This is a genomic window from Vibrio sp. D54, from assembly GCF_021728075.1.
GTDB lineage: Bacteria > Pseudomonadota > Gammaproteobacteria > Enterobacterales > Vibrionaceae > Vibrio > Vibrio alginolyticus.
Genome location: NZ_JAKKCS010000025.1, coordinates 36,665 through 42,847, shown reverse-complemented (window position 1 = coordinate 42,847; position 6,183 = coordinate 36,665). Strand labels below are relative to the sequence as shown.

The following is a 6,183-nucleotide window of genomic DNA, read 5'->3' as shown; positions in this document are numbered from 1 at the left end:
ATGGTAGCAGAGTCCGTAGATATCTATAATCAAATGAGGCCTCATACGGCTTTAAAATACAAAACGCCCGATGAAGTACATCGAGCGTTTTAGTTAAAAAGTGTCAACCCATATCAGGACGGGTCAATGAAATGATTAGCCTGTGTTACGCATACCAGCAGCAATACCAGCAATCGTCACCATCAACGCTTCTTCCAAGTTTGCAGAGGCTTCTTCGGTTTGACGCGTGCGGTATAGTAGCTCTGCTTGTAGCATATTCAATGGCTCAACGTAGATATTGCGTAAGCGAATCGATTCGAGTCCCCAAGGGTCATGCTGCATCAAGTTTTCATTGTTCTCTACATTCAGTACCGCTTTGATGTCTTCTTGAAGCTGAGCACGAAGTTTTTCACCGAGTGGACGGAGCGACTCATCCACCAATCGCTCATCGTAGTAGCGAGAGATATCAATATTACACTTCGAGTACACCATCTCTAGCATGCCGAGACGAGTAGAGAAAAACGGCCATTCGCGGCACATCTCTTCGAGCAATGCTTGGTGGCCTTTATCGATCGAGTATTGAATCGCTTCGCCTGCGCCTAGCCATGCAGGAAGTACCAAACGGTTTTGACTCCATGAGAAGATCCACGGGATTGCACGTAAGCTTTCTACTCCGCCCTTAGGGTTTCGTTTTGCAGGACGAGAACCAAGTGGCAACTTGCCGAGTTCGAGTTCTGGTGTTGCTTGGCGGAAGTAAGGCACGAAATCTGGCTCGCCACGAACCACATTTCGGTAAGACTCACAGCTTACTTCTGATAGCACTTCCATCAAGTCGCGCCATTCTTGTTTTGGCTCTGGTGGCGGTAACAAGTTGGCTTCCAGAATCGCACTTGCATATAGGTTAAAGCTGTTTACTGCGACATCTGGGAGTCCCAGTTTAAAGCGGATCATCTCGCCTTGCTCTGTTACACGTAAACCGCCTTTCAAGCTTTTTGGTGGTTGCGACAAAAGCGCAGCATGCGCAGGTGCGCCACCGCGACCGACTGTGCCCCCACGACCATGGAATAGAGTTAGCTCAACGCCTTCTTCTTCAGCCACTTTAACTAACGATTCCATCGCATGATACTGAGCCCAACCTGCAGACATAACACCTGCATCTTTCGCTGAGTCAGAGTAACCAATCATGACCATCTGGTGGTTTTGGATAAAACCACGGTAAAGGTCAATCCCCATAAGCTGCTTGATGACCGATTCTGCGTTGTTCAAATCGTCTAGCGTTTCGAACAGAGGACACACATCCATGCGGTAAGGGCAACCCGCTTCTTGTAGCAGTAGATGAACGGCTAGTACGTCAGAGGCGGTACGTGCCATTGAAATAACGTAAGCGCCAAACGCTTCACGCGGTTGTGCTGCAACAATCTTGCAGGTATCCAAAACCTCTTTGACGGGTTCAGACGGTTCCCAATCACGAGGGAGAAGCGGACGTTTAGATGCAAGCTCGTTAGTTAGAAAAGCAATCTTATCTTGCTCACTCCATTGTTCGTAATCACCAATACCTAAGTAGCGAGTCAGTTCAGACAAGACGTCTGAGTGACGCGTGCTCTCTTGGCGGATATCAAGACGTACAAGATGGATACCAAATGCTTTTACGCGGCGTAGTGTATCCAGTAGTGAGCCGTTGGCTATTACACCCATGCCACATTCGTTTAGTGACTGGTAGCAGGCATACAGCGGTTCCCAAAGTTGCTCGACTTTTTGCAGTGGTGCTTTAACAGCCAGCTTTTGACCGTGGATCTTAGCATCGAGAATATCTTTGGTTTCATTGAGCAGAGTGCGTAATTGCTTCAGGATCGCACGGTATGGTTCGTGCTGATCTTCGCCAGCAAGTTCACGGACTTGATCGTTTGAAACTGTCATAGACAGCTCGCTGATCAACTCGTTGATGTCATTGAGATAAAGATCGGCGGCTTTCCAACGAGACAATAGTAAGACTTCACGCGTAACGTTGTGAGTAACAAACGGGTTACCGTCACGGTCACCGCCCATCCAAGAGGAGAAGTGCACTGGGCGAGCATCAATGGGTAAACCTTCTCCAAGGTAAGATTTTAGACGGTCATTCATCTCACGTAGGAAGTCCGGTACTGCTTCCCATAGAGAGTTTTCAACGACCGCAAAGCCCCACTTTGCTTCATCCAACGGAGTAGGGCGTTGTTGTCGAATCACGTCTGAATGCCAGCCTTGGGCAATCAGTTGCTCTAGGCGGCGTTCGGTTTTTCTGCGCTCTTTAGAAGAAAGATCGCTTAGCTCCAACTTTGATAAGCACTCGTTTATCTTGACCAGTTTGTTGATCATCGTGCGGCGCGTAATTTCTGTTGGGTGAGCCGTCAATACCAATTCAATATTCAGATCACGAACCGCTTGGGCAGTGTCCAGTTTGCTCACATCGTTTTGTACCAGTTTAGAAAACAGCGAGTTAATCGCGTCTGGTTCGCAAATGTGCTCTTCACAATGGCGTGAAATCGTGTGGTATTGCTCAGCGATATTGGTGAGGTTTAGAAATTGGTTAAACGCGCGAGTAACGGGCGTTAGCTGCTCATCAGGTAGATGTTTGATTTCTTCGATCAAGCTGTCCCTGTCTGCTTGATTCCCTGCTTGAGCTGATTTGGATAATTTACGAATGGTTTCCACTTTCTCGAAGATTTCTTCGCCATGGGCATCGCGAATGGTGTTACCCAATAAGTGGCCTAACATGCGCACATTACTTTTGAGTGCGGCGTATTTCTCGTTCATTGTCGTCCTGCCTCGTAAAAAAACTACATCCATTGTCCTTGTTAAGACTCCAATCTAGCGAAAAGCACCAGTTATAGTCAAATAAAGCAGACTAAGTTTGCAATTATTCCGCTGTCTCCTGATTTAGAGCAAATTTACGGCAGCCATAGAGTAAAAAGTGAAAATTAATTACAAAATAACAAGTTAAATAAGTGTTAAGACTAGCGCTAAATTGTGAAGATAAAAAGATGCAGCTCAATCGAGCTGCACAGACTTTCGAGCTTAAACGCGTATTAACAGCAGTACTTGACCATCGCCTTTGAAAGCACATCAATTGTGGGGTCGATAAAGTCGAAGGATAGAAACTCATCCGGTTGATGGGCTTGGTCGATTGACCCAGGGCCGAGCACCAAGGTTGGACACAACTGCTGTAGAAATGGTGCTTCAGTACAGTAGTTCACGGTTTCTGAACTAGTTTGGCAAATCTCTTCAACACCACCAATAAATGGGTGGTCATGTTGGCATTCGTAACCCGGAATAGGCTCATGCAATGGAATAATCTCCAGTCTCCCTGGCCATTTCGCTTCGACTTCTTTTAATGCTCCGCGCAACATGTTCTCTAAACCATCAAGGCTAATGCCAGGAAGAGGACGCACGTCGTAATGCAGCTCACAGCAACCACAAATACGGTTAGCGCTGTCACCACCGTGAATGTGTCCAAGGTTTAGGGTAGGGCTTGGTATGGCAAAACCCGGATGGTGATATTCTTTAATCAATTTGTCACGCAGTTGCATCATGGCGAACATGACTTCATGCATGATCTCAATAGCGTTAACGCCAAGCGCTGGGTCCGATGAATGACCGGACTTGCCTGTTACGCGAATGGCATTTGCCACATGCCCTTTATGACCTCGAATTGGCACAAGGCTGGTGGGTTCACCAATGATGCAGTAATCCGGCTTAAATGGGGCGTTTGCTGTGAAATGTCGCGCGCCCAACATGGTGGTCTCTTCGTCACAAGTGGCTAATACGTAAAGTGGTTTGCTCTGCTTGCTCCAATCGACTTTCTTCACTGCTTCATAAATAAAGGCGAAAAAGCCTTTCATGTCTGCTGTGCCTAAACCGTAGAAGCGGTTGTCTTTTTCCGTCAGTTTATGCGGATCAAAATTCCATCGCCCTTGATCGAATGGCACGGTATCACTATGGCCAGCAAGTAAAAGGCCACCTTCTCCCTCTCCCATACGTGCGATCATATTGTGCTTGCCTGGCTCGACTTCGATCACTTCAACGCTAAAACCCAGATCTTTAAACCAAGATGCGAGTTTTTCGATGACTTTTGCATTGCCCTGATCCCAGCTCGGATCCGTGGAGCTGATAGAAGAGGTGCTGATGAGTCCTTCATAGACCTCTAGAAAAGTTGGTAATTGCATGGATTCTTCAAATCTCCTGTTGACAGACAGACCACAAAAATGTAAAACACATATTAAATCATATTTAATGAATAAAAAATCAAAATAAAGCAAAAATTAAATATGAATAGTCATTTGAGCCTTTAAGTATATGGATGTTACACAATGCTAAAAACCACGATTATTGGAGCCAGCGGTTACACAGGCGCAGAGTTAGCGTTAATGGTTAATAAACACCCACAACTCACGCTATCAGGTTTATACGTTTCCGCCAACAGTGTTGATGCGGGAAAGAGCATCGCGCAGCTGCACGGTAAGCTAGCGGGCATCATTGATATGCCAGTTTTACCACTAACGGATCCACTGCAAATCGCTCAAGAATCGGACGTGGTGTTTTTGGCAACGGCTCACGAAGTCAGCCATGATTTAGCCCCAACTTTCTTGGAGGCAGGCTGTCAGGTATTCGATTTATCGGGTGCATTCCGTGTGAAAAGTGAAGGCTTTTACGACACTTTTTATGGCTTCGCACATCAACATAACAACTGGCTAGATAAAGCAGCATACGGCTTAGCAGACTGGAACCAAGAATCAATAAAAACCACTCCTTTGATTGCAGTAGCAGGTTGCTACCCAACCGCTTCACAGCTTGCAATCAAACCTTTATTAGAACATGCGTTGCTTGATACCAACCAATGGCCAGTGATCAACGCAACCAGTGGTGTATCAGGTGCAGGGCGTAAAGCCTCCATGGTTAACAGCTTCTGTGAAGTCAGCTTGCAACCCTATGGTGTATTTAACCATCGTCACCAGCCAGAGATTGCTCAGCACTTGGGTTGCGATGTGATTTTTACTCCGCACCTCGGCAACTTTAAACGCGGCATTCTTGCCACTATCACCATGAAGCTTGCGCAAGGTGTGACAGAAGCACAAGTGGCACAGGCGTTTGAACAAGCTTATCAAGGCAAGCCTGCGGTGCGTCTTAAAGGCGACGGTATTCCACGTATTCAGGATGTCGAAAATACCCCTTTCTGCGATATCGGCTGGAAGGTACAAGGCGAACACATCATTGTGATTTCAGCTATCGACAACCTACTTAAAGGTGCATCGAGTCAAGCGATGCAATGTCTCAATATTCATTACGGTTACCCAGAACTGACAGCGTTGCTGTAGTCGTTGAAAGAGGGAAATGCGATGACGCAAACCAATCAAGCTCCTTTAGTCATTAAGCTAGGTGGTGCAGCTCTATCATGCACTCAAACCTTAAGCCAACTTTTTGGTGCCATTGCGGCTTACCAAAAATCGGCACAGCGACAAATCGCCATCGTTCATGGCGGTGGCTACCTAGTTGATGAGTTGATGGCAAAGCTTCAGCTTGAAACCGTTAAGAAAAACGGTTTACGCGTAACGCCTTACGATCAAATTCCTGTGATTGCAGGCGCGCTTGCAGGCACTGCGAATAAGTTACTTCAAGGTCAAGCGATTGCGGACGGTCTTAACGCTGTGGGCCTTAGCCTTGCGGATGGTGGTTTGTGTCTTGTTGAAGAACTTGACCCAGAACTCGGCGCGGTAGGCAAAGCATCACCGGGTGACTCAGCACTATTACAAGCGGTGCTAAACACAGGTGCACTGCCGATCATCAGTTCAATTGGTTTAACCAAAGATGGCCAGATGATGAATGTGAATGCTGATCAAGCAGCAGTCGCGGTTGCGGGCGCATTAGATGCGGAGTTAGTCCTGTTATCAGACGTGAGTGGTGTACTAGATGGAAAAGGCCATTTGATCAAAACCCTGTCAGAGCAGCAAGCTAACTCGTTGATCGATGGACATGTGATCACCGATGGCATGATCGTCAAAGTTAAAGCCGCTTTGGAGGCCGCCAATGATCTTGGCCGTCCAATTGAAGTCGCGACCTGGCGTTACCCAGAAAAATTAGAGCAGTTATTCGCTGGTGAAAGTATTGGTACTCAATTCTTGCCTCAATAAGCATCAGCAAAAGAATTCAATATTAGGAAGTCGTAGTTGGCAC

At 46.8% G+C, this 6,183-nt stretch carries 5 protein-coding genes; 3 read left to right on the top strand and 2 right to left on the bottom strand.

Annotation, left to right across the window (positions count from 1 at the left end):
* On the top strand, positions 1-93 hold a 93-nt coding region (locus L3V37_RS22485; RefSeq protein WP_155489908.1), incomplete at its 5' end, for an integrase core domain-containing protein.
* Positions 94-135: 42 nt separating this feature from the next.
* Here L3V37_RS22485 and ppc read toward each other — a convergent pair.
* Positions 136-2,769 (bottom strand): phosphoenolpyruvate carboxylase, encoded by a 2,634-nt coding sequence (gene ppc / locus L3V37_RS22480; protein WP_005381336.1) that lies wholly within the window; start codon positions 2,767-2,769, stop codon positions 136-138.
* A gap of 272 nt (positions 2,770-3,041) precedes the next feature.
* A complete protein-coding gene (gene argE, locus L3V37_RS22475; RefSeq protein WP_005381335.1) occupies positions 3,042-4,178 on the bottom strand; it encodes an acetylornithine deacetylase in 1,137 nt (378 codons plus the stop codon).
* Between the two features lie 144 nt (positions 4,179-4,322).
* Between argE and argC the strand changes: the two genes are divergently transcribed.
* Positions 4,323-5,327 (top strand): N-acetyl-gamma-glutamyl-phosphate reductase, encoded by a 1,005-nt coding sequence (gene argC, locus L3V37_RS22470; RefSeq protein WP_237307156.1) that lies wholly within the window; start codon positions 4,323-4,325, stop codon positions 5,325-5,327.
* A gap of 21 nt (positions 5,328-5,348) precedes the next feature.
* Positions 5,349-6,140 (top strand): acetylglutamate kinase, encoded by a 792-nt coding sequence (gene argB, locus L3V37_RS22465; protein WP_130545469.1) that lies wholly within the window; start codon positions 5,349-5,351, stop codon positions 6,138-6,140.
* Positions 6,141-6,183 lie beyond the last annotated feature (43 nt).

Excerpts from the sequence above, each read along its gene's own strand:
- ppc (WP_005381336.1), bottom strand. The coding sequence starts at position 2,769 with ATGAACGAGAAATACGCCGCACTCAAAAGTAATGTGCGCATGTTAGGC.
- argB (WP_130545469.1), top strand. The coding sequence starts at position 5,349 with ATGACGCAAACCAATCAAGCTCCTTTAGTCATTAAGCTAGGTGGTGCA.
- argC (WP_237307156.1), top strand. The coding sequence starts at position 4,323 with ATGCTAAAAACCACGATTATTGGAGCCAGCGGTTACACAGGCGCAGAG.
- argE (WP_005381335.1), bottom strand. The coding sequence starts at position 4,178 with ATGCAATTACCAACTTTTCTAGAGGTCTATGAAGGACTCATCAGCACC.